At 71.7% G+C, this 21,621-nt stretch carries 15 protein-coding genes; 8 read left to right on the top strand and 7 right to left on the bottom strand.

What is annotated here, in order from left to right:
• The first annotated feature begins 92 nt into the window (after nucleotides 1-92).
• Complete coding sequence (locus FBY22_RS37735; protein ID WP_142152680.1) at nucleotides 93-1,412, top strand: sensor histidine kinase; 1,320 nt, start codon at nucleotides 93-95, stop codon at nucleotides 1,410-1,412.
• A 47-nt stretch (nucleotides 1,413-1,459) separates the two neighbouring features.
• On the opposite strand, the gene FBY22_RS37730 is transcribed toward FBY22_RS37735, so the two are convergent.
• A complete protein-coding gene (locus FBY22_RS37730) occupies nucleotides 1,460-1,954 on the bottom strand; it encodes an SUKH-3 domain-containing protein (RefSeq protein WP_142154534.1) in 495 nt (164 codons plus the stop codon).
• 93 nt (nucleotides 1,955-2,047) lie between these two features.
• Nucleotides 2,048-2,596: a YwqJ-related putative deaminase gene (locus tag FBY22_RS37725; protein WP_142152679.1), complete on the bottom strand. Its 549-nt coding sequence runs from the start codon at nucleotides 2,594-2,596 to the stop codon at nucleotides 2,048-2,050.
• A gap of 309 nt (nucleotides 2,597-2,905) precedes the next feature.
• On the opposite strand from FBY22_RS37725, the gene FBY22_RS37720 reads away from it, so the two are divergent.
• The 3 genes from FBY22_RS37720 (at nucleotide 2,906) to FBY22_RS37710 (ending at nucleotide 8,059) form a co-directional block, all read left to right on the top strand.
• Entirely contained in the window at nucleotides 2,906-3,964 is a 1,059-nt protein-coding gene (locus tag FBY22_RS37720; RefSeq protein ID WP_142152678.1) for an SMI1/KNR4 family protein, read from the top strand.
• Nucleotides 3,965-3,972: 8 nt separating this feature from the next.
• Nucleotides 3,973-6,933, top strand: a complete 2,961-nt coding sequence (locus tag FBY22_RS37715; protein WP_142152677.1) for an SUKH-4 family immunity protein — start codon at nucleotides 3,973-3,975, stop codon at nucleotides 6,931-6,933.
• A 238-nt stretch (nucleotides 6,934-7,171) separates the two neighbouring features.
• On the top strand, nucleotides 7,172-8,059 hold the full coding sequence (locus tag FBY22_RS37710; RefSeq protein ID WP_142152676.1) for a cellulose-binding protein: 888 nt from the start codon (nucleotides 7,172-7,174) through the stop codon (nucleotides 8,057-8,059).
• 94 nt (nucleotides 8,060-8,153) lie between these two features.
• Here FBY22_RS37710 and FBY22_RS37705 read toward each other — a convergent pair whose 3' ends face one another.
• The 3 genes from FBY22_RS37705 to FBY22_RS37695 form a co-directional block, all read right to left on the bottom strand.
• The gene (locus tag FBY22_RS37705) at nucleotides 8,154-9,767 is read right to left on the bottom strand and encodes a cation acetate symporter (protein ID WP_142152675.1); all 1,614 of its coding nucleotides are present in this window, start codon (nucleotides 9,765-9,767) and stop codon (nucleotides 8,154-8,156) included.
• A complete protein-coding gene (locus tag FBY22_RS37700; RefSeq protein WP_142152674.1) occupies nucleotides 9,764-10,180 on the bottom strand; it encodes a DUF485 domain-containing protein in 417 nt (138 codons plus the stop codon). The genes FBY22_RS37705 and FBY22_RS37700 overlap by 4 nt, the downstream gene beginning before the upstream one ends.
• A gap of 210 nt (nucleotides 10,181-10,390) precedes the next feature.
• On the bottom strand, nucleotides 10,391-11,896 hold the full coding sequence (locus FBY22_RS37695; RefSeq protein ID WP_399212610.1) for an MFS transporter: 1,506 nt from the start codon (nucleotides 11,894-11,896) through the stop codon (nucleotides 10,391-10,393).
• A gap of 409 nt (nucleotides 11,897-12,305) precedes the next feature.
• On the opposite strand from FBY22_RS37695, the gene FBY22_RS37690 reads away from it, so the two are divergent.
• From FBY22_RS37690 to mfd, 3 genes are all read left to right on the top strand, one after another.
• A complete protein-coding gene (locus tag FBY22_RS37690; protein ID WP_142152673.1) occupies nucleotides 12,306-13,094 on the top strand; it encodes an ABC transporter ATP-binding protein in 789 nt (262 codons plus the stop codon).
• Complete coding sequence (locus tag FBY22_RS37685; RefSeq protein WP_142152672.1) at nucleotides 13,091-15,670, top strand: ABC transporter permease; 2,580 nt, start codon at nucleotides 13,091-13,093, stop codon at nucleotides 15,668-15,670. Before FBY22_RS37690 ends, FBY22_RS37685 begins: the two co-directional genes overlap by 4 nt.
• Nucleotides 15,671-15,954: 284 nt before the next feature.
• Nucleotides 15,955-19,485 (top strand): transcription-repair coupling factor, encoded by a 3,531-nt coding sequence (gene mfd, locus FBY22_RS37680; RefSeq protein ID WP_142152671.1) that lies wholly within the window; start codon nucleotides 15,955-15,957, stop codon nucleotides 19,483-19,485.
• Between the two features lie 116 nt (nucleotides 19,486-19,601).
• Here mfd and FBY22_RS37675 read toward each other — a convergent pair whose 3' ends face one another.
• Nucleotides 19,602-19,793, bottom strand: a complete 192-nt coding sequence (locus FBY22_RS37675; protein ID WP_142152670.1) for an antitoxin — start codon at nucleotides 19,791-19,793, stop codon at nucleotides 19,602-19,604.
• Between the two features lie 201 nt (nucleotides 19,794-19,994).
• Here FBY22_RS37675 and FBY22_RS37670 point away from each other — a divergent pair, with 201 nt between their 5' ends.
• Entirely contained in the window at nucleotides 19,995-20,711 is a 717-nt protein-coding gene (locus FBY22_RS37670; protein WP_142152669.1) for an HNH endonuclease family protein, read from the top strand.
• A gap of 131 nt (nucleotides 20,712-20,842) precedes the next feature.
• Here the strand turns inward: FBY22_RS37670 and FBY22_RS37665 are convergent, their stop codons facing one another.
• A complete protein-coding gene (locus FBY22_RS37665; protein WP_142152668.1) occupies nucleotides 20,843-21,571 on the bottom strand; it encodes a hypothetical protein in 729 nt (242 codons plus the stop codon).
• Between the last annotated feature and the right edge of the window lie 50 nt (nucleotides 21,572-21,621).

Raw genomic sequence — 21,621 nt, 5'->3', positions numbered from 1 at the left:
TCCTTTCGTGCTCGTCCGGTCACGGAATGTGGTGTAGGCCAGTCGCGGAAACTCGCCGGAAAACCGGCCGGGAACGCCCGTAGGCTGGAGGCATGACCACGACGGGGGAAGACCACACCGCGGCCCGGGGAGGGCCGTGGTGGTGGGCGAGGTGGCGCAGCGCGGCGTTGGATGTGGGGCTGGCGCTGGCGTCGGCGTTGGAGTGCGCGTTCGAAGGTGTGCGGTTCGCGCGGGACGCGGGGATTCCCGTGGCCGCGGGGGTCGTGTTCGGGGTGTTGGCCGGTTCTGCGCTGTTGGTGCGCCGGCAGTGGCCGATCGCGGTGGTGCTGGTGTCGATCGCGATCACGCCCGCCCAGATGGGTTATCTGATGGGCATCGTCGGGCTGTACACGCTCGCGGCCTCGGAGCTGCCGCGCCGCATTATCGGTTCTCTGGCCGGTATGTCCCTGGTGGGCATGTTGATCGTGATGTTCGTGCGGGTGCGGCAGGACATGGCGCGGGGGACGTGGGATCTGGGTGACTGGTTCGTGCCGTTCGCGGCGATCACGACCGCGATCGGGATGACGGCGCCGCCGTTGTTGCTGGGTCTGTACGTGGGGGCGCGGCGTCGGCTGATGGAGAGTCTGCGGGAGCGTGCGGACAGCCTGGAGCGGGAGTTGATGTTGCTCGCGGAGCGTGCGGAGGAGCGCGCGGAGTGGGCGAGGAACGAGGAGCGGACGCGGATCGCCCGGGAGATGCATGACGTGGTCGCGCATCGGGTGAGTCTGATGGTGGTGCATGCCGCGGCGTTGCAGGCGGTCGCCCGTAAGGATCCGGAGAAGGCGGTGAAGAACGCCGTGCTGGTGGGGGACATGGGTCGGCAGGCGTTGACGGAGCTGCGGGAGATGCTCGGGGTGTTGCGCAGTGGGGACGGTGCCGGGGCGCGGCGGGGTGAGCATGCGGTGCCGCTGGCGGCGGTGGGGGTGGCGGCCGCGGTGGCTGCTTCTCGGGTCGTGGAGGAGGGGGAGGGGCCCTGCCTCTCGGAGCTGGAGGAGTTGATCGGGCAGTCGGCGGCCGCGGGGATGGTCGTGGATCTGTCGGTGGAGGGGGAGGCGCGCGCGTACAGCGCGGAGATCGAGCAGACGGCGTACCGCGTGGTGCAGGAGGCGTTGACGAACGTCCACAAGCATGCGGCGGGTGCGAAGACGTATGTGCGGTTGGCGCATCGGGTGTCGGAGATCGCGATGCAGGTGGAGAACGAGCCGCCGCCGGAGGTGGGGTCGGCGTCGGCGCGGTTGCCGTCCGGGGGGAACGGGCTGGTGGGGATGAAGGAGCGGGTGGCCGCGCTGGGTGGGGTGTTTGTGTCGGGGCCGACGGATGCGGGGGGTTTTCGGGTGTCGGCGGTGATTCCGGCGGTGGTCGCGGCGGTGTAGGGCGGTTGTCGGCCTGGGGGAGCCTGCGGTGAGGCGGCCGGGGTGGGTCAGCCTGCGGTGAGGCGGACGGGTTCGATTCCGGAGACGAGGCCGGCGAGGGCCTGGTCGATGTCGGGGCCGAGGTACCAGTCGCCGGTGTGGTCGAGGGCGTAGACGCGGCCTTCGGCGTCGATGGCGAGGAGGGCGTCGGTGTCGGTCTCGGTGCCGAGGGGGCTGACCTCGGTGTCGAGGGCGCGGCCGAGGTCGCCGAGGGTGCGGGCCATGTGGAGTCCGTGCAGGGGGTCCAGGTGGACGGCGGTGGGGGCGATCTGGCGGCCGGGTCCGGTGGGCGTGAGGTGGAGGCCGCCGAATTCGGCCCAGGCTTCGACGGCGGCGGGGAAGACGGCGTGCCGGTGGCCGGCGGGTGACTGGTGGTCCCGTAGTGCGTCGGCCCAGATCTCGGCCTGCTTTATGTCCCAGCGTCCGGGTTGCCAGCCGGCGGCGCGCAGGGCGGCGTCGACGGGTACGGGGAAGCGCGTGGTGGAGGTGCGGTCGGGGTGCATCTGCCCTTCGATCGTCGAGGTCATGGACCGGCCGTGGGGCCGTCTTGCGGGTGTGGGGTGGGGGTGGCCGTCTGCCGCCGTGGGGCGGGCGGGTCAGTCGCCTGTCGCGGTGGGGTCGACGATGCGTACGCCGAAGTGGGCGCTGAGGGCGGTGCAGGCGCGGCAGGGTGCGGCGAAGCTGCCGTGGAGGGGGTCGCCGTCCTCGCGGATGCGGCGGGCGGTGAGTTTGGCCTGCTTGAGGGCTTTGCGTGCCTCGCCGTTGGTCATGGGTTTGCGGGCGGCGCGTTTGCTGCGTGCGGCGTCGGCGGTTGCTACGTGGCGGGAGATGAGGATCGTTTCGGCGCAGCGGCCGGTGAAGCGGTCGCGTTGGTCGCTGGTGAGGGTGTCGAGGAAGTCCTGGACGAGGGGGTGCAGGGCGGGTGGTTCCTCGCCGCGGGCGGCGGTGCCGGTGAGGGTGGCGCCGCGGACGGAGAGGGCGGCGGCGACGGTGGGGAGTATGCCGTCGCGGCGGTGGTGGAGGGCGGGCACGGGTGTGGTGTCGGTGGCGCTCCAGCCGATGCGGGGGTCGCCGGAGCGTCCCGTGTGCGTTGGCGTGTGCGGTGCCGTTTGCGGTCCCGTCTGCGTCGCGTTCATGATCGTCATCCCCTCCCGAGCATTTCCTCGGAGGAGACAGAGTGCCAAACTCCGTTGCTGGTGCGGTAGCTGGGGCGGTGCGACACGCCCGGGTTTGGGCGGTGTGTAAGGGCGGGGTGACGGCTGGTCACGGAAGCGGAGTGCGGCTGACCGGTGCCCGGTGACCGGTGTCGGCGTACCGCATAGGCTGTCGCCACCGCGATCCATGCGGCTGCCGCGTGCCGTGCGGTTGACGCGTGGAGACAGTCAGTCATACGGGGTGCGGTGGCCGGAGGTGGTCATCGGGGTCCGTACAGAACGCCGCAGGGGGCAACCGCCATGACGACAGGTCGGCTCGGGCTGGGGGCACCGCCCAGCCGCCAGGCCGGGGGAGAAGCCGTGCCGCCGAACGCGGCCTATGCCGGGCAGGTCGTGCATTTCCCGGATCCGGTTCGGGCGGCGCGTCACCCGAGAGGGGTACGTGTCGATGAGCACGGTTACCCCGACTTCTCGCCGTACGCGCGTGCCGCCGCGGAGATCGCGGAGCCGCCGGAGGGTTTCGGGGTCGACGAGCTCAGGCTGACGGACTACGTCTCGGCGAACGCGGTGCTGGCGGCTTCCGGGCACGATCTGTGGGACACGGTGGCGTCGGTGGCGACGCCGCACGGCTGGACGTGGCATCACGTGGTGGGGTCGCGGCGGCTGGAGTTGGTGCCGGTCGAGGTGAAGGCGTTGCTGCGGCATCACGGTGGGATCGCCACGGCGGCGGTGGACCAGGGCAAGCGGGGGACGCGGCCGTTGCAGGAGACGCGGCCGGCGCATTTCGGGTTGCCGAAGTCGGGTGTGGCGGTGACGGAGGCGCAGGTGCAGGGGGTCGAGGAGGACCTCGGGTACCGGTTGCCGGGTGCGTACCGTTCGTTTTTGAAGGCGGCGGGCGGGTGTGCGCCGGTGGGGACCGCGCTGGACGCGGAGTTGGGCCTGCTGATCGACCAGCCGTTCTTCACGGTGCGGGACGAGGCGGCGGTCAATGATCTGGTTTACGTCAACAAGTGTCTTCGTGATCACCTGACGAAGGATTACCTGGGGGTCGCGTTCGTGCAGGGCGGGTTGCTCGCGGTGAAGGTGAAGGGCGAGCGGATCGGTTCGGTGTGGTTCTGCGCGTACGACGACGCGCGGGACGTGGATCCTTCGTGGGCGCCGGCGGACCGGGTGGAGCGGCTGCTGATGCCGTGCGGTGAGGACTTCGATGTCTTCCTGTCCCGACTGGCGGGTTCTCCGCCGGAGTTGGAGACCGTGGCGAACCTGATGGTGGACGGCGGGTTCGCGCGTGCGGTGCCGGTGTCCTCCTCTTCTTCGTCTTCGGCGTCTTCGTCGTCTTCTGCGGCTGTGGGGGAGTGAGCTTCGCGATGGTGACGTTCGCGCAGGCGCAGGAGCGCGCGGAAGAGTGGATCAACGGTGATGTGCCGTCGTACCAGCATCGTGAGGTGCGGGTGCGGGAGTTCGAGCTGGGCTTCGTGGTGTGGGCGGAGGACCGTGCGGAGGGTCCGCGCTCGGACGGTGGCGCGCAGCGGCTGGTGATCGCCCGGGACAGCGGTGAGGCGACGTTGTGGCCGTCCTTGCCGGTGGGCGAGGTGATTCGCCGGTACGAGGAGGAGTACGGCCGTCCGCAGGCCGACCCGGAACCGGCGCCTGCGTCGGCCGCTTCGGCGCGGGTGGATCTGAACCAGACGTCGTTCCTGCTGAGTCCGCCGGAGTGGTTGCAGGAGGCGGCGGACAAGCTCGGGATCGCGGATCGGCGGGGCGAGGCCGGGGCGGGTGCTGGTGCCGGTGCTGGTGCTGGTACCGGGAGTGGGGCGTTGGCCGAGACGCAGCCCGGGCCGGGGGCGGCTGCCGTGCCCGAGGGGGCGACCCCTTGGGCCGGGACCGACACCAACGCCGATGCCGGTGAGGACCGTTCGGTGCCGCTGCCGGCGACCGTCTTCGCACCTCCGCTGAACGAGGCGGGGGACGATACGCCGCCGGACGCGGTCACCGAACTGATGTCGGGGGGCAGCGCGCTTCCGCCGACGGTGCGGGGGTCGGCGGTGGACGCGGCGGGCGTGGCCGACGTGGCGGGCGTTCGGGGTGCGCCGGAGGCGCCTTCGTACGGTTACCCGCAGAGCGCGGGCAGCGCTGCCGCGCCGGGTACGCCTCCTCCGGGCGCGCCTGCGCCGGGTGCGGTGCCGCCCCCTCCGCCTCCGCCGGGTGCTTCCTCTTACGGTTATCCGCAGGCTCCCGGCGCCGCGCCGGGGTTGCCCCAGCCGCCCGGCGCTCCGGGTGCCCCGGGGATTCCGGGTGCTCCGGGACGGGCGCTCGCGCCGAACGCCGGCGACATCGCCGACGCCGCGACCAGCAAGGCAGGGCCTCCGCCGCGCCGGGGTGCGACGCCGCCTCCGCCGCCCCCTCCGGGTACCCCGGGGGCTCCGGGCGCGCGGGAGGGAAGCGCGCCGCCGCCGCCTCCTCCGGCCGGGCCGGGAGCAGGCGGGTACGTCCCCACGCAGCTCGTGTCGGCGCTCGGTCCCGGCGGACCGGAGGATGCCGTCGCACCGCAGGCCCCGGGCGCGCCGCAGCCGCCCGGCGCGCCGCATCCGCCGGGCGCCCCCAAGCCGCCCGGTGCGCCGAACGTGCCCGGGGGCGCGCCTCCGGCCGGCGTTCACCATGCCGCCACGATGTTCGCCGACCCCGGTGCCATGGGGCCGGGCGGGGGCGCGCCGCAGCCTCCAGGCGCCCCCGGTGTTCCGGGTGCGCCCGGCGTGCAGTCGGCTCCTGGCGCCCCGCGTGTACCGAACGCGCCTGGTGCACCGGGAGTGCCGAGCGCCCCGGGCATGCCGGGAGCGCCGGGCGCATCCCAGCTTCCGAGCGCCCCAGGCATCCCCGGCGCGCCCGGCGCCCCGCAGCCCCCGAGCGCCCCAGGCGCTCCCGGCACCCCCGGCGCGCAAGGCCCGTCCGGGGGCGCGCGAGGCGCCGTTCACCACGCGGAGACCGTGCTGGCCGCGCCGCCGGTTGGCGGCCCGGGCGCGCCCCCCATGGGCCCGCCCGGCGCGCCCCCGCCGCCGCAAGCCCCCGGAGAGCCGCCCGCTCCGGGCCCGCCCGCCGCACCGGGCGCCCCCGGCATGGCGTCCGGCGCCCCCGGCACGGCACCGGCCGCTCCCCAGCCGCCGATGCCCCCGGCCCCCGGCACGACGCCTCCGCCACCGGGCCAGCCCATGCCAGGCCAGCAGCCCCAGGCCTCCGGCCACCCCGTGCCCGGTCAGCAACCCCCGCCCCCCGGCCACCCCGTGCCCGGCCAGCAACCTCCGGCCCCCGGCCAGCAGCCGCCGGCGTACGGCTACCCGCAGCCTCAGCCGCAGGGGCAGCCGACGGTCGGCCCCGGCTACCAGGCCGTGCTGCGCTACCGGGCGCAGGACGGTTCGGAGCAGCAGCTGATCCGGCGTTCCGCGCCGGGCATGCCGCATCCGGAGTGGCAGATCTTCCATGAGCTGCGCGGTATGAACGTGCCGCCGGACCAGGTGCTGGAGCTGCACACCGAGTTGGAGTCGTGTGAGCTGCCGGGTGCGTACTGTGCGCGGATGATCCGGGAGCAGTGGCCGCAGGCGCGGATCACGAGCATCGCGCCCTACGGCACGGATCATGCGAGCCGGCAGCAGGGTATGCAGCAACTGCTGGCGCATCAGGGTGAGTTGCACCAGGTGGCGGACGGGCCCGCGCGGCCGGCGCCGCTGCGGGCGCCGTTGCCGCCGGTGCAGTCGGCGCCGCCGGTGCCGCCGGAGGCCATCGCGCAGGAGTTGGGCGCGGCGTTCGGGCCGGGGATCTTCCGGTTCGAGCAGCAGGCCGTGTCCCGGCAGGGTGTGCCGCCGATCGTGGCGCAGTCGCTGGTGGTGGCGGGGCTGCCGATGGACATGGGTCCGTTCTTCTGGGCGCAGGCCCAGCCGGGGCGGCCGGTGCCGACGCTCGCCGAGCTGGCGCAGGAGCGCGGGGTGCAGCCTGCCTCGGACGCGGGGTCGTACCTGGTGATGGGCAGCGACTTCGGCAAGGCGATCTGTGTGCAGTACGGGTCGGCGAACATCGTGGCCGTGCCGGTGGAGGCGGGGCCCGGCGGGGCGCCGGTGCCGCCGCAGTTCGTGAACACCGGGCTGCCCGAGTTCCAGCGCTGTCTGGCGCTGCTCGGGCGGATGTGGCGGCTGAGGTTCGGGCTGAACCAGGAGCAGGCGGGGCGTTGGACCGTCGACTTCCAGGCCCAGCTGGCCTCGCTGGACCCGGCGGCGCTGGGGTCGCCGGAGAGCTGGTGGTCGGTGCTGCTGGAGGAGATGTGGGACGGCCTGCTGTGACGTCGTGTTGACGCCCGCGTGAGCGGTTCCTCGGGCCGGGCCCGGTCGTTGTGACCGGGCCCGGCCTTTTTGCGTGCGCCGGCCCGGTCCTTTTGCGTGCGCGCGCTCTCCGTGGCGGCGCGGGCGCCCCGACCGTGACCCGTGCGCGGAGTGTCGCGTTATGAACACTTACGTCCGATACCTCAAGATGTGCGCGCAATCATCTTTTCGTGTCCGTTCGGCGTAGAGGGGTTCCAGGATGAGCAGCGCATCGGTCTCGCCCCACGGCTTCGGGGCCGCACGGGGGCGCGGTTACCGCCCCGATCAGGTCGACGCCTACGCCGCCGCCCTCTCCCACGACCGGGACGCCGCCTGGGAGCGGGCCGCCCGTCTCACCGTGCTCACCCGGGAGATGGAGGAGGAGGCGGCGCGGCTGCGGGAGGCGGTGACGCGGCTCGCGCCGCAGGCCTACGAGACGCTCGGGGAGGGCGCGCGCCGCCTGTTCCAGCTCGCCCAGGAGGAGGCGGCTGCCGTGCGGGAGGGCGCGCGACAGGAGGCGCAACGCCTTGCGGAAGAGGCGCAGGAGCGCGCCCACGGCGTGCGCGACGCCGCACAGGCGCACGCCGACACAGTGCGCGCCGACGCCGACGAACGCGCCCGTCAATGCCTCCTCGCCGCGCGCGCCGAGGCCGACGAGATCCGCGTCTCCGCCCGGCGTGAAGTGAAGGAGAGGCGCGGTGAGGCTCTGGGCGCGCTGCGGGAAGTGCGCCGCCGCACCTCCGCGACGCTCGCCGAGCAGGCCAAGGAGCTCGCCGAGCGCTGGGAGGAGGCGGAGCGGGCGGAGAGCGAGCGCGTGGACGCGGCGGCGGCGCGGGAGGCCGAGCGGGTGGCGCTGGCGGAGCAGGCGCTGTCGGAGGCGAAGCGGGCGTTCGGGGAGGCGGAGGAGTCCGGGCGCCGCTGCCAGGAGGAGGCACGCGCGCGTGCCGCCGAGATTCTGGCGGAGGCGCGGCTGCGGGAGGAGCGGATCGCCCGGGAGACGGAGCAGGTGCTGCGCGCGCACGGTGAGCGGTGGGACGACGTGCAGGCGCAGATGGACTTCGTACGGAGCAGCCTCACGGCGTTGACGGGGTCGACGCAGGGGGAGTGAACGCGGGGCGGGGGCGGCCACGGCGGTGGCGCCCTCGGGCGTGAGCGCACGGGCCGGCCGAACCGCGAACCTCACGATCGCCGACCGGTGTCGTTCAGCCGCCCCTGCGCACGGCCCCCGCCAGGATCCAGCCCTCCACGGCCTCGTACTCGTGCCGCTGTTCCTCCGACGCGCGCCGGCCGGACAAGACCGTGCCGAGCCAGCCGAAGGCGAAGCCGAGGGGGATGGTGAGCAGGCCCGTCGTGGTGAAGTGGAACCAGTTGAAGTCGGCCTCGGGGAAGGCGGAGACGGGGGAGCCGGAGACGAGGTTCGTGCCCGGCATCACGACGAGCACGGACAGTGTGCCGCCGATCAGGGTGCTGAGCAGGCCCGTCCGTGTGAAGCGGCGCCAGAAGAGGCTGTAGAGCAGGGCCGGGGCGATGGCCGAGGCGCCCAGGCAGAAGGACAGTGTCACCAGGGGCTGCAGGCTGCGGTGCTGGACCAGGGTGGCCAGGAGGATCGCCGGGGCGCCCACCGCGAGCGCGGAGGCCCGGGCCAGCGCCATCTCGCGGCGGGCCGTCAGTTGCCGCATGTGCGTGGCGAAGACGTCGTGGGCGAGGGAGTTGGCGCAGGCGAGGATCATGCCGGCGACGGACGCGAGCAGCGTCAGGAAGATCGCCGTGGTGACGGTGGTGAACAGGAACGTCTCCGCCGTGGAGACGTCCGGGCCGAACGCGGCCCGTGAACCCAGCAGGTACGCCGTGTTGCCCTGCGGGTCGGCCTGTGCGATGACCGCCCGTCCGATCAGCGCCGTGGCGCCGAAGCCGACGACCGTCATGATGAGGACGAACACGACGACGGACGACACCGCCCAGGACATCGACCGGCGCACCTGGCGGGCGCTGTTGGCGGTGTACATGCGCATCGTGACGTGCGGGAGGCAGGCGCCGCCGATGACGACCGTCAGTTCCGAACTGATCATGTACAGGCGGGGGTTGGGGCTGCCGGCGAACTGCACGCCGGAGTGCAGGAACCGGGAGCCGACCCCGCTCTGAGCGGCGGCGGCGTGGAAGAGGGCGCCGGGGTCCCAGTCGAAGCGGCGCAGCACCAGCAGGGCGACCACTGCTCCCGAGCCCAGCAGCATGACCATCTTCAGGATCTGGATGAGGGCCGTGCCCTTCATGCCGCCGATCGCCGCGTAACTGATCATCAGGGCGCCCAGTCCGATGATGCAGCCCGTCTTCAGCGAGTCGCCGGAGAAGCCGAGGATGAAAGCCAGCAGCTGTCCGGTGCCGGCGAGTTGGACCAGCATCAGGGGCAGCAGTGCGGCGATGGTCACCACGCACGCGGTGATGCGCACCGCGCGTCCGGGCATCCGCCGGGTCAGCGCGTCGCCCATGGTGAACCGGCCCGCGTTGCGCAGGGGTTCGGCCAGCAGGAACATCAGCAGCATCAGCGACAGGGCGGTGCTGAGTGCCAGCACGATGCCGTCGTAGCCGCACAGGGCGATCACCCCGCCGGTGCCCAGGACGCTTGCCGCGGAGATGTAGTCGCCCGCGATGGCCAGGCCGTTGCGCATGGGGGACAGGGAGCCGTAGCCGGTGTAGAACTCGTCGAGGTCGTCCCGGTCGGGGCCGGTCATCACGCACAGCAGCAGCGTGATGGTGGCGATGGCGGAGAACGCGACGAGGGACATCGCCTGCGCGTTGCCGCTGAAGCCGTTGGTCATCGCCGGGCCTCCCGCTTGGCGTCCAGTTCGGACTGCTTGCGGATGCGGTCCGCGATGGGATCGACGCGGCGGCGGGCCGTGCGCTCGTACAGTGCGATCGCCAGCCAGGTGACGGGGATCTGCAGGAGGGCGAGCAGCAGTCCGGCGGGCAGTCCGTCCACGACGCCGGTCGTCATCACCGACGGGGCGAAGGCGGACAGCACCAGGAAGAGGACGAAGTAGCCGAAGGCGGTGAGTGCGGCGGTACGGCGCTGCCAGCGGTAGGCGCTGCGCAGCACGCGCAGGTCGCTGTGGTGGCCGAGGGGCGGGTGGGGCGGACGGGGCGGGACGACGCGCTGCGGCGGCGCGGTGTGCGGCTGCCACGGGTAGGTGGCGTCGTAAGCGGGGGATGGGCCGTGGGGCTCATGGGACATCCCGGTGCTCCTTGCGTGGCTCGGGTCCGGTGCGGGACCGCAGGGAGGTGGGGGGCGGGCGAGCCACGCACGTTACTAGCCAGTTGGGGGGTGCGCGAGGTTTTCCACAAACTGGCTGGTCGGTACGCGCTTACTACGCTGAGCTGCGGTGTTACCCGCGTTAACCCATCGATCGCGTGGATCCCGAGGCCCGGAACCGAGGCCTGGCCGTCAGTCCTTGAGCACCGGGAAACGCCGTGGCGCCACAAGCAGCAGGACCACGAAGGCGAGCGCCGCCGCGCACCCGGCGCCGACGTACACCGCGTGCACCGCGTCCGCGATCGCGTGCCGGGTCGCCTCCGGCACGCCGTCGCCGTCCAGCCCCCGCGTCACCGAGTCCAGGTCGCTCGCACCGCCCAGGCGGGAGGCCAGCACCCCGTTGGCCACCGCGCCGAACACCGACGCGCCGATCGTCTGGCCGGTCTGCCGGCAGAAGAGCACCGACGCCGTGGCCGTCCCGCGCTCCGCCCAGCCCACCGTCGACTGCACCCCGACGATCAGCGGCAGCTGGAACAGCCCCAGCGCCGCCCCCAGCAGCAGCATCAGCAGCGCGGGCTGCCAGGCGGAGCCCGGATACGGCAGGAACGGGAAACCGAACAGGATCAGCGTCGCCGTCCCGATGCCCAGCAGCGCCGTGTCGCGGAAGCCGATCCTGCCGTACACGTGCTGGCTGAGCGCCGCCGACACCGGCCAGCTCAACGTCCACACGGACAGCACGAATCCGGCCGCCACGGGCGCCAGCCCGAGCACCGACTGCGCGTACGTGGGCAGGAACACGCTCGGCGCCACCATCAACAGCCCCAGCGCGCCCAGCGCCAGATTGACCGCCGCGATCGTCCGGCGCCGCCACACCCACCCGGGGATGATCGGCTCGGCCGCCCGGCGTTCGACCACGACCACGACACCGGCCAGCGCCAGTCCCGTACCGAACAGGGCCACGGACGGCGCCGACAGCCACGGCCACGCCACCCCGCCCTGCACCAGGGCCGTCAGCAGCACACCGCCGCAGGCGAACACCGCCAACGCGCCCGCCCAGTCGATGCGCGGGCGGCCGGCCGACTCCCGTTCCGGCTCGTGGAGATGGCGGATGACCAGCCACAACGCCACCGCGCCGATGGGCAGGTTGACGAGGAAGATCCAGCGCCAGTCGGCGTACGCCGCCAGCACCCCGCCGACGCCCGGGCCGGCCACCGCCGACACCGCCCACACCGTCGACAGCTTGGCCTGGATCTTCGGGCGCTCCTTGAGCGGATACAGGTCCGCTGCCAGCGTCTGGACCGTGCCCTGCAGGGCCCCGCCGCCCAGGCCCTGGACGATGCGGAAGGCGATCAGCGCCCCCATGTTCCAGGCCCCGGCGCACAGCAGCGAGCCGAGCAGGAACACCGCCGCGCCCGCGACCAGCACCGGTTTGCGGCCGAAGGTGTCGGAGAGCTTGCCGTACACCGGGAGCGTGACGGTGACGGCGAGCAGATAGCCGGAGAACAGCCAGGAGAAGTACGAGAAGCCGCCGAGGTCGCCGACGATCTGCGGAACGGCCGTGGAGACGATGGTGGAGTCCAGGGCGGCCAGTGCCATCGCGAGCATGAGCGCGGCGACCACGGCCCCTCTGCGGCCGGTGGACGCGGGTGACCGCTCCTCTGCCACCGCGGCCTGTATTCCGGTCTCCCCCTGGTCCACGAGATTCCTTCCCCTTGCACCTATCCGCCGCGGGACAGCTTCCCATTGACCCTCACGTAGCGGCAGGGTGCAGGCTCGGTGGGCCGGTGGGTGGAGAGAACCCCGAGACCCTCTCCACCCGTCGGTGGACTGCCCCTAGGGGTTCCTCCGTACTACGGCTCGGGGAGGGTTCGTCCCACTGGAGGACGAGAGAGCCCGGGGTCCGTCCTTAACCTGGCTTTACGCCGCTGGGGGGCGGTTGACCGAACCGGCGGGGGTGGGGTTTTCCCCCGTAGAAGAGGGTGCCGGGCACCAGCGCGCCGGACCCCTTGGCGGGACCAGACTCATCGTCGAAGCAGTTCGGGACGCACACCGGCTCGCGCAACCGGGGCCAAGCGACTCATCCAATGACCGACATAGGAGATATGCCATGACATCGGCCGTAACCATTCCCAGGCACGGGGGCACTGGAGGGCGTACGGCCGTTGCCGCGCGGGCGCGGCAGGTCGTCAAGGCGTACGGGGCCGGGGAGACCCGTGTCGTCGCCCTCGATCACGTGGACGTGGACATCGCCCGCAGGCAGTTCACCGCGATCATGGGGCCCTCGGGCTCCGGCAAGTCCACGCTGATGCACTGCCTCGCCGGGCTCGACACCGTGACCTCCGGGCAGATCTACCTCGACGAGACGGAGATCACCGGCCTGAAGGACAAGAAGCTCACCCGGCTGCGGCGCGACCGGATCGGGTTCATCTTCCAGGCGTTCAACCTGCTGCCCACGCTGAACGCGATCGAGAACATCACGCTGCCCATGGACATCGCCGGCCGCAAGCCGGACCAGCAGTGGCTGGCGCGCGTGGTGGACACCGTCGGCCTCTCCGACCGGCTCAAGCACCGGCCCGCCCAGCTCTCCGGCGGCCAGCAGCAGCGTGTCGCCGTGGCCCGGGCACTGGCCGCCCGCCCCGAGATCATCTTCGGTGACGAGCCGACCGGAAACCTCGACTCACGCGCGGGTGCCGAGGTCCTCGGCTTCCTGCGCCGGTCCGTCGACGAGCTCGGCCAGACCATCGTGATGGTCACGCACGATCCGGTCGCGGCCTCGTACGCGGACCGGGTGCTGTACCTCGCCGACGGCCGGATCGTCGACGAGATGCAGCGGCCGACCGCCGAGGCCGTCCTGGACCGCATGAAGGACTTCGACGCCCGGGGGCGTACGTCATGACCGTCCTGAAGACCTCCCTGCGCAACTTCTTCGCGCACAAGGGGCGCATGGCCCTGTCGGCCATAGCCGTCCTGCTGTCCGTCGCCTTCGTCTGCGGGACGCTGGTGTTCACGGACACCATGAACACCACCTTCGACAAGCTGTTCCAGGCCACCTCCTCCGATGTGACCGTCAGCGCCAAGGGCGCCTCGGACAGCGGTGAGACGACGTCCGACAACGGCAGGCCGCCCGTCATGCCGGCCTCCGTGCTCACCAAGGTGCGCGCGGCCCAGGGCGTGAAGTCGGCCCAGGGCACCGTCTTCTCGACCTCGGTGACCGTCGTCGACGACAACAAGGACAGCCTCTCGCCCTCCAGCGGCGCCCCCACCATCGTGGGCAGCTGGAACGGCAACGACGCCCGCACCATGAAGATCACCTCCGGTACGGCGCCCAAGGGCCCCGACCAGGTGATGGTGGACCGCGACACCGTCGACAAGCACCACCTCAAGCTCGGTGACGAGCTCGCCGTGATCAGCGCGGTCGGCACGCACCGCGCGAAGATCTCGGGCATCGCCGACTTCCAGGTCACCAACCCCGGCGCGGCGATCTTCTATCTGGACACGAAGACGGCCCAGCAGACGCTCGTCGGCAGGACCGGTGTCTTCACCAACGTCAACGTCACGGCCGCCTCCGCGGTGACCGACCCGCAGCTGAAGAAGAACGTCCTCGCCGAACTCGGCACCGGCTACAAGGTGCAGACCGCCAAGGAGACCGCCGACGCCAACCAGAAGGACGTCGAGGGCTTCATGAACGTCATGAAGTACGCGATGCTCGGCTTCGCCGGGATCGCCTTCCTGGTCGGCATCTTCCTGATCATCAACACCTTCTCGATGCTGGTCGCCCAGCGGACGCGGGAGATCGGCCTGATGCGGGCCATCGGCTCGAGCCGGAAGCAGGTCAACCGGTCGGTGCTGGCCGAGGCGCTGCTGCTGGGCCTGTTCGGATCCGTCCTCGGGGTCGGCGCGGGGGTCGGCCTGGCGGTCGGCCTGATGAAACTCATGGGCTCCATGGGCATGCACCTGTCGACCAGCGATCTGACGGTCGCCTGGACCACCCCGGTGGTCGGCCTGATCCTCGGTGTCGTCGTCACCGTCCTCGCCGCCTACCTGCCCGCCCGCCGGGCCGGGAAGGTCTCCCCGATGGCCGCCCTGCGCGACGCCGGCGCCCCCGCCGACGCCAAGGCCGGCCGCGTACGGGCCCTGGTGGGCGTGCTCCTCACCGGCGCCGGCGGCTACTGCCTCTACCTGGCCGCGGGCGTCAGCAAGGCCGCCGACGGCTCGCTGTGGCTGGGCCTGGGCATCGTGCTCTCGCTCATCGGCTTCGTCGTCATCGGCCCGCTCCTCGCGGGCGGTGTGGTGCGCGTCCTGGGCGCCGTACTGCTGCGGATGTTCGGTCCGGTCGGCCGCATGGCCGAGCGCAACGCACTGCGCAACCCGCGCCGCACCGGCGCCACGGGCGCCGCCCTGATGATCGGGCTCGCGCTGGTCGCCTGCCTGTCGGTCGTCGGCTCCTCCATGGTCGCCTCCGCGACCGACCAGCTCGACAAGACCGTCGGCACGGACTTCATCATCCAGTCCGACAGCGGGCAGCTGGTGACCCCGCAGGCGGTCAAGGCGGTCAAGGACACGCCGGGACTGGCGCGGGTCACCGAGTACCGGTCGACTCAGGCCGACTACACCACGCCCGACGGCAAGCTCCTCAAGGACACCGACATCACGGCGGCCGACCCGACGTACGCGACGGACCTGCGCACCAAGACGGTCGCCGGCAACCTCGAGGACGCCTACCGCCCCGACTCCATGTCGGTGCACGAGAAGTTCGCCAAGGCACACGACATCCACCTCGGCTCGAAGATCAAGGTCGCCTTCCAGGGCGGCCGCACCGCCGACCTGACCGTCCGCGCGATCACCAGCAGTGACGTGGTGATCGACCAGGGCGCCAAGTACACGTCGATCACGACGCTCGCCAAGTACGTCCCGGCCGACAAGATGCCCCTCGACCAGCTGGTCTTCGCCACCGCCGAGAAGGGGCAGCAGGACGCCGCGTACAAGTCGCTGAAGTCCGCGCTGCACGACTACCCGCAGTACAAGGTGCGCGACCAGACCGACTACAAGCAGGCGCTGAAGGACCAGATCGGCCAGCTGCTGAACATGATCTACGGCCTGCTCGCCCTGGCGATCATCGTCGCGATCCTGGGTGTGGTGAACACCCTGGCCCTGTCGGTGGTGGAGCGGACCCGGGAGATCGGCCTGATGCGGGCCATCGGCCTCTCCCGCCGCCAGCTGCGCCGCATGATCCGCATGGAGTCGGTCGTCATCGCCCTCTTCGGCGCCCTGCTGGGCCTGGGACTGGGCATGGGCTGGGGCGCCACGGCCCAGAAGCTGCTCGCCCTGGAGGGCCTGAAGGTCCTGGACATCCCCTGGCCGACGATCATCGCGGTCTTCCTCGGATCGGCCTTCGTGGGCCTGTTCGCGGCACTGATCCCGGCGTTCCGGGCGGGCCGGATGAACGTCCTGAACGCCATCGCCACCGAATAGCCACCGCATACGGGGGTTGCGGGGGAACGGCCCGGCGCCGGGGAGTCCTGGGGGACTCACCGGCGCCGGGCCTGTGTCCATGCCCGCACGGCTCGCTCCCTCACACCGGTGCGACTCAGCCCGGCAGGCGTTCGCGCCCCCGCCAACACCGGCCACGCCGGAAACCGACGTTGTCCACAGCCCCGGCGCCCCCGCGAAGCGCGACGTACGCTGGAGGTACCCCCGGCCCGCAGCGCGCGTCGGGCGATTCGCGTTGCCCACCCCCCGGACGAAAGCCGCCCAGAATGAGCCTGCACGGTCTGCTCGACGCCGTCGTCAAGGACCCCGCCCTCGCGGAAGCGATCAAGGCGGGTGCCGACGGCAACCGCATGCACGTCGACCTGGTCGGCCCCCCGGCGGCCCGCCCCTTCGCGGTCGCCGCGCTGGCCCGCGAGACCGGCCGCCCGGTGCTGGCGGTGACGGCGACCGGCCGGGAGGCCGAGGACCTCGCCGCCGCCCTGAGGTCGCTGCTGCCGCCGGACGGCGTCGTGGAGTACCCGTCCTGGGAGACCCTCCCGCACGAGCGGCTCAGCCCCCGCAGCGACACCGTCGGCCGCCGCCTGGCCGTCCTGCGCCGGCTCGCCCACCCCAGCCCCGACGACCCCGAGACCGGCCCGGTCTCCGTGGTCGTCGCGCCCGTACGATCCGTGCTGCAGCCGCAGGTCAAGGGGCTCGGTGACCTGGAGCCGGTCGCGCTCAGGACCGGGCGGACGGCCGACCTGAACGAGATCGTCGAGGCCCTCGCCGCCGCCGCGTACGCGCGCGTGGAGCTTGTCGAGAAGCGCGGCGAGTTCGCCGTACGAGGCGGGATCCTCGACGTCTTCCCGCCCACCGAGGAACACCCCCTGCGCGTCGAGTTCTGGGGCGACGACGTCGAGGAGATCCGCTACTTCAAGGTCGCCGACCAGCGCTCCCTCGAAGTCGCCGAGCACGGGCTGTGGGCGCCCCCCTGCCGTGAACTTCTGTTGACGGACGACGTCCGTACGCGTGCGCGTGTCCTCGCCGAACAGCACCCCGAGCTCGGCGAGCTGCTCGGCAAGATCGCCGAGGGGATCGCCGTGGAGGGCATGGAGTCACTGGCTCCCGTCCTCGTCGACGACATGGAGCTGCTGCTCGACGTCCTGCCCAAGGGCGCCATGGCCGTCGTGTGCGATCCGGAGCGGGTACGCACGCGTGCCGCCGACCTGGTCGCCACCAGCCAGGAGTTCCTGCAGGCCTCCTGGGCCGCCACGGCGGGCGGCGGCGAGGCGCCCATCGACGTCGGCGCGGCCTCCCTGTGGTCCATCGCGGACGTCCGGGACCGGGCGCGCGAAATGGACATGATGTGGTGGTCGGTGTCGCCGTTCGCCGCCGACGAAGAGCTGGACGCGGACACCCTCAAGCTCGGCATGCACGCCCCCGAGACCTACCGCGGCGACACCGCCAAGGCCCTCGCCGACACCAAGGGCTGGCTCGCCGACGGCTGGCGCACGGTCTTCGTCACCGAGGGCCACGGCCCCGCGGCCCGCACGGTCGAGGTGCTGGGCGGTGAGGGCATCGCGGCCCGCCTGGACGCCGAACTGGGCGCGATCTCCCCGTCCGTCGTGCACGTGGCGTGCGGCTCGATCGACTACGGCTTCGTCGACCCGGCCCTGAGGCTCGCGGTCCTGACCGAGACCGACCTCTCCGGGCAGAAGGCGGCCGGCAAGGACGGCGCCCGGATGCCGGCCCGTCGCCGCAAGACCATCGACCCGCTCACCCTGGAGGCGGGCGACTACATCGTCCACGAGCAGCACGGCGTGGGCCGCTACATCGAGATGGTGCAGCGCACCGTCCAGGGCGCCACCCGTGAGTACCTGGTCGTCGAGTACGCCCCCGCCAAGCGCGGCCAGCCCGGCGACCGCCTCTACATCCCCACCGACCAGCTCGAACAGATCACCAAGTACGTCGGCGGCGAGGCCCCCACCCTGCACCGGCTCGGCGGCGCCGACTGGACCAAGACCAAGGCGCGCGCCAAGAAGGCCGTCAAGGAGATCGCGGCCGACCTCATCAAGCTCTACAGCGCGCGGATGGCGGCGCCCGGCCACGCCTTCGGATCCGACACCCCCTGGCAGCGCGAGCTGGAGGACGCCTTCCCCTACGCGGAGACCCCCGACCAGCTCACCACCATCGCCGAGGTCAAGGAGGACATGGAGAAGACGGTCCCCATGGACCGCCTGATCTGCGGCGACGTCGGCTACGGCAAGACCGAGATCGCCGTGCGCGCCGCCTTCAAGGCCGTCCAGGACGGCAAGCAGGTCGCGGTCCTGGTGCCGACCACGCTGCTGGTGCAGCAGCACTTCGGGACGTTCTCCGAGCGCTACTCCCAGTTCCCGGTAAACGTAAGGGCGTTGAGCCGCTTCCAGACCGACACCGAGGCCAAGGCGGTGCTGGAGGGACTGCGCGAGGGCTCGGTGGACGTCGTCATCGGCACCCACCGCCTGTTCTCCTCCGAGACCAAGTTCAAGGACCTGGGCCTGGTCATCGTCGACGAGGAGCAGCGCTTCGGCGTCGAGCACAAGGAGCAGCTGAAGAAGCTGCGCGCCAACGTCGACGTGCTGACGATGTCCGCGACCCCGATCCCGCGCACCCTGGAGATGGCCGTCACCGGCATCCGCGAGATGTCGACCATCACCACCCCGCCGGAGGAGCGCCACCCGGTGCTGACCTTCGTCGGCCCGTACGAGGAGAAGCAGATCGGCGCCGCCATCCGCCGTGAACTGCTGCGCGAGGGCCAGGTCTTCTACATCCACAACCGGGTGGAGTCCATCGACCGGGCCGCGTCCCGCCTGCGCGAGATCGTGCCCGAGGCGCGTATCGCCACCGCCCACGGCCAGATGTCGGAGTCGACGCTGGAACAGGTCGTCGTCGACTTCTGGGAGAAGAAGTACGACGTCCTGGTCTCCACGACGATCGTCGAGTCCGGCATCGACATCTCCAACGCCAACACCCTGATCGTCGAGCGCGGCGACAACTTCGGCCTCTCGCAGCTGCACCAGCTGCGCGGCCGGGTCGGCCGCGGCCGTGAGCGCGGTTACGCCTACTTCCTCTACCCGCCGGAGAAGCCGCTGACGGAGACGGCCCACGAGCGTCTCGCCACCATCGCCCAGCACACCGAGATGGGCGCGGGCATGTACGTGGCGATGAAGGACCTGGAGATCCGCGGCGCCGGAAACCTCCTCGGCGGCGAGCAGTCCGGTCACATCGCGGGCGTCGGCTTCGACCTGTACGTGCGCATGGTCGGCGAGGCCGTCGCGGACTACCGGGCCTCCCTGGAGGGCGGCGTGGAGGAGGAGCCGCCGCTCGAGGTCAAGATCGAGCTTCCGGTCGACGCCCACGTGCCGCACGACTACGCCCCCGGTGAGCGGCTGCGCCTGCAGGCCTACCGTGCCATCGCCTCCGCCAACACGGAGGAGGACATCAAGTCGGTCCGCGAGGAACTCGTCGACCGCTACGGCAAGTTGCCCGAGCCGGTGGAGAACCTGCTGCTCGTGGCGGCCCTGCGCATGCTCGCCCGCGCGTGCGGCGTCGGTGAGGTCGTCCTGCAGGGCAACAACATCCGCTTCGCGCCGGTGGAGTTGAGGGAGTCCCAGGAACTGCGGGTCAAGCGCCTCTACCCCGGGACGGTCATCAAGCCGGCGGCGCACCAGGTGCTGGTGCCGCGGCCCAAGACGGCGAAGGTCGGCGGGAAGCCGTTGGTCGGACGGGAGTTGCTGGGCTGGGTCGGGGAATTCCTGACGTCGATCCTGGGGTCCTGACCCTGCCCCTCCCTCGCCCGTCCTGAACAGGCGTCAGGCCACCGGCCCTTGGAGGGCCGGTGGCCTGAACGTCAGTACGTGGCGAGCCGTTCGCGAGCGGCCGTGCGGGGACCGGTCTACGGCTGGTCGGGGCGGTCGCGGTCGCGATCCATGCCGAGCTGGTCCTCGAGCCTCTGCTGGCCCTTGTCGACCTGGCTCTCGTACTTGTTGCCCGTCCTCTCGTTGACCTTCTTCTCCGCGGCGTCGGACATGCCCTTGGCCTTGTCCTGCGCCATGCGGTTGCTCTTGAACCTGTCGAAGATGCCCATCCAGAGCTCCTTCCATAGGTGACTCAGAATCGACGATACGGCCGGTATGAGGCAAATGCCCACTCGTGGGGCGCCCATCGGAACCCGGCACGGCCCTCGTGCGTGCCCCCGTGCGCCCTGTCGCTACGGTGTGCGCGGAGTCGTACAGGGAAAACGCCCCGTGCGGGGGCCCACCGGGGTGACAAAGGGGAGGGACGCATCGTGAGGCGTCTGAGGGGCGGGACCGCGGCTGCCGTCGTGCTGGTGTTCGCCGTGGCCGGGTGCAAGGCGGAGACGACCACCGGGACCGGGGGTCCGCGGGAGACCGGGGGCGGCGGGGCCGCGTTCACGGCGGCCGAGTCGCTGACCGTCAAGGGCCGGGCGCCGAAGACCGGCTACTCGCGGGAACGGTTCGGCACCGCCTGGGCCGACACCGACTCCAACTCCTGCGACACCCGCGACGACATCCTCAAACGGGACCTGGACGAGGTGAAGTTCACCGGCGGCCACTGCAAGGTGTCGTACGGCGTACTGGAGTCGGACCCCTACTCCGGCAAGAAGGTCACCTACCGGCGCGGCCGCAGCCTCGTCGACATCGACCACGTCGTCCCCCTCTCCGACGCCTGGCAGAAGGGCGCCAAGTACTGGGACGCGGGCAAGCGCATAGCCCTCGCCAACGACCCGCTCAACCTCATAGCGGTCGACGCGAGCACCAACCGTTCGAAGGGCGACGGCGACACGGCGACATGGCTGCCCCCGAACAAGGCGTACCGGTGCACGTACGTCGCCGCCCAGGTCGCGGTGAAGAAGAAGTACCAGCTGTGGGTGACCGCAGCCGAGAAGGCCGCCATGGAGAAGGTGCTCCGGACGTGTCCGGGGCAGAAGCTCCCCGCCGGCGGCAACCCGACGGAGGCCCCGGCGCGGTTCCACGCGGGCTGACCGGAGCGTCCCTACGATTCCGCGCGGCCGACCGGAGCGTTCGTACGATTCCGCGGATTGCCTGCGGCCCGGCAGGGTGCGCGCGTCGGTGAGCGCGCACCCTGCCGGGCCGGTACGGGACGTGCGGTGGATCAGGCGGGCTTCAGGTCCTTCAGGGACGTCAGGAGCCGGCTCGTCAGCTTCTTCGCCGTCGCGGCGCCGTTGTCGCTGCCCGCCGTGGACAGCACGGTGACCACGGCGTTGCCCGAACGGGCCGCGACGAGCGTGGTCCCGTTCTCCCAGGCGCCGCTCGTCAGGGTCATCGTGTAGGCCTCGTCACCGAGCCCGGACGTCGCGGCACCGGCGACCTTCACCTTGGCGTGGGCGTCCGTGTCCGTGAACGTGGCGCACTCCGCCGCGACGGACTGGAGCTGCTTCATCACGGCACCGGCCGTCGAGCCCTGGAACTCGTCGATCTCCTGGGCCATTTCCTCGGTCTTGTCCTGGTTGACGTAGTCGTCCTGGGCGAACGACACGCCTCCCTCGTAGCCGGTCACCTGGAGCCAGGCCGTGGCCTCCAGCTTGGTGCAGTCCGGCTTGCCGGTCTTCCGGGAGGACGGGGACAGGAACTGCCCGCCGCTGTCCGACGCGCCGTCGGCCTCGAGGGTGAACCCGGCCGGGAAGGCCGACGCGGGAGCCAGCGCCGTCTTCAGCTCCGTACCCGTGGCCAGACCGGCGTTGAGGTCCTTGGCCTTGGCCGGCTTGGCGCTCGTGCCCGTGTCGTAGGACGAGTCGGCGGACGAAGCGGAGGAACAGGCGGTGAGCGCCAGGGGGAGCGCCGCGACGGCGAACAGCGTGGCGACACGGGGCGAGAGACGCATGACAGTCCTTCAACGGGGTGTGGTGAAAGGGGAGGTGAGTGTGTGTGGGG

The organism is Streptomyces sp. SLBN-31 (assembly GCF_006715395.1).
In the GTDB taxonomy this organism is placed as follows: Bacteria; Actinomycetota; Actinomycetes; order Streptomycetales; family Streptomycetaceae; genus Streptomyces.
Note: the sequence above shows the minus strand (reverse complement) of the source record. Positions and strands in the feature narration are given on the sequence as shown.